This window comes from Aliiruegeria lutimaris (genome assembly GCF_900099935.1).
Lineage (GTDB): Bacteria > Pseudomonadota > Alphaproteobacteria > Rhodobacterales > Rhodobacteraceae > Tropicimonas > Tropicimonas lutimaris.
This window is the reverse complement of the sequence record NZ_FNEK01000171.1, coordinates 1-2,242: the sequence shown is the minus strand read 5'-3', so window position 1 is coordinate 2,242 and position 2,242 is coordinate 1. Positions and strand designations below refer to the sequence as shown.

The following is a 2,242-nucleotide window of genomic DNA, read 5'->3' as shown; positions in this document are numbered from 1 at the left end:
TCGGTGAAATCTGCAATCTCTATGACCCGACGGAGTGTTGGAACTACTTCAGGGCTGCAGGGTATGCCTCAAACTAATCTCGAAACGCTTTAGGATTGAACAGCTCAAAGCTGTCTCCCGAAAGGCAGTATTCCGAACAGGCGGCTTTGGAACACGCGCCAGCCAGATGAACTCGGCTCCGTGCGGTAAAGAACATTCACGTCATCTTCCTCGCGCCAGGTCAGCCAGTCGATTCCGCCACCATCATCGAGTTGCAACTTGTAGGTATTCCTCCTTAGGTGCTCCTTGAAAAGCACGAGCCATTCCCGCGACAACTCGGGCGACTCGATTAGGACGCCCATTTCATTGTTCAGCCAGACCGAACGTGGGTCCCAATTGAATGAGCCGACAAACAGATAATGCTCATCGAGGATGAAAGCTTTTGTGTGTAGCGACGACTGGGACAAGCCAAGCCCCAGCCGTTCGCGATCCGCGCGTTCGGCATCCGGCCTCAGTTCGTAAAGGTTGACGCCAGCAGTGAGCAGCTCAGTGCGCGCGGTGGCGTACTTCCCATACACCGGCAGTACGTCGGTCGAATCCATCGAGTTCGTGAGGATGTTCACAGCCACACCACGACCGCTCATAGCCGACAGGTATTCAACACCCCTCCTGCGGGGCACGAAGTACGCTGAGGAGACGTAGAGGCTCAATGTAGCAGCATCGAGGTACGGCAGCATCTGTCCCGCAACGAGATTTGAAGTATCGGCTTCGCCAGCCGCTTTTTCAGGTGGATCAGCGATCAGTTTCGCAGGCACCCACTTGAGGTCGATTCCAGACGTAGCAAATCGTTTTCTCGCGTCATGGGTGAGGGACGTGCCAAAAGATGATTGCGCCGCCACTTCGGACAGTGCCAAAAGACGTGTCTTGGCCTCGTCGAGAGTGAGTTCCTGACGCTTGTCCTGAACCACCGCACTCGCGGGGACGGCATAGGGACTGTTCCAGTATTCGTCAAATGTACGGGAAACTTCGAGAGCTACGGGACCGACGGCCAGCACGTCGAGGTCGTTGTAGTTGCTGTCCTCGCGCGCCGCAAAATACTCGTTGCCTATGTTCCGGCCACCGATCAGAGATACCACACCGTCGCCGGTCATGGACTTATTGTGCATGCGTCGGGTCACACGGCTGAACTCGAAAAGCGCTGTAATATTTCGACCCGCGCCGCGCTTGAATGGATTAAACAAGCGGATTTCAATATTCGGATGCTTGTCCAGTGCAGCCGACATGGCATCGTATTGCGCAACATCCATGTCATCTAGGAGCAAGCGCACCCGAACGCCGCGGTCCGCTGCCTGTACAAGGCTGTTCGCATAGAGGTGGCCTGTTTCGTCGTTATGCAGAAGGTAGTATTGGGCATCGATCGTACGCTCGGCATTTTCGGCAATCGCCAGCCGAAGCGCCAGTGACTCCGGACCATCGGAAACCAGTTTTATACCGGTGCGCCCGTCTTGAGGGTCGCCGGCACGCGGGCCAACGCCTGCCAGAAATGTGCCTCCCGTATTTTCAAGCGATCGCGTTACCGTTTTCGTGTACTCGCCCGGCCCAGTTGCACAGGACGCCAGAAACATAGCAATGACTGCAAATATGGCAGTGCGGTAGCTTTTAAACCTTGGGAAACCTCTGAACACCTTCAAAAAATGCGACGTGATTAAGCTCATGTTTCTTATCCTTGAGGCATTCAAAATTTCAGCTACAGCAACGTTCTCACAATCGCGAAAAAATACAACCACGCTGCGAATGTATGTTCACAGACGATTGTGTTCCCCTCCTGCTAGAAGCCGACTGTTGGTTATGCAGCGGGTCGAATTTGAGCATCGCAGCAAAAACAGCCACTGCCAAGTGTCGGATGAAAAAGCCTTTTCAGGAGCTTGGCGCCGTAGCGGTCACTGTATATCCAGACTTCACTACGGCCAAGACGAACGGCTGCTCTTCTTGCTGCACCGCGGCTGATGCGCCGATCGATTTTAATGCCGCATCTGCGAGATCCAGAAACGGAGCACTTCCAGATTGGGCTCGTCGCCGTCGTTCGCCGCTACGACCGTGAATGACCGCTTCCAACTCGGGCGATAGTGCTGCGCTTGCAAGGCGTTCGGGTGTCGCGAACGTGTGTAGATGGCTCCTGCATTGCAAGAGATTTCTGTGGTCGCGATGGTCTGTCAGTACAGTCGTGTGTCCGGCCTGTTAGTGTGGCGGTTGCCACTGGCCT

Annotated in this window: 1 protein-coding gene; it reads right to left on the bottom strand. The window is 54.9% G+C overall.

The genetic code is table 11. The annotated features are described in order from the left end of the window. Nucleotides 1-104 precede the first annotated feature (104 nt). On the bottom strand, nt 105-1,694 hold the full coding sequence (locus tag BLR85_RS28170) for a phospholipase D family protein (protein ID WP_093165194.1): 1,590 nt from the start codon (nt 1,692-1,694) through the stop codon (nt 105-107). Nucleotides 1,695-2,242 lie beyond the last annotated feature (548 nt).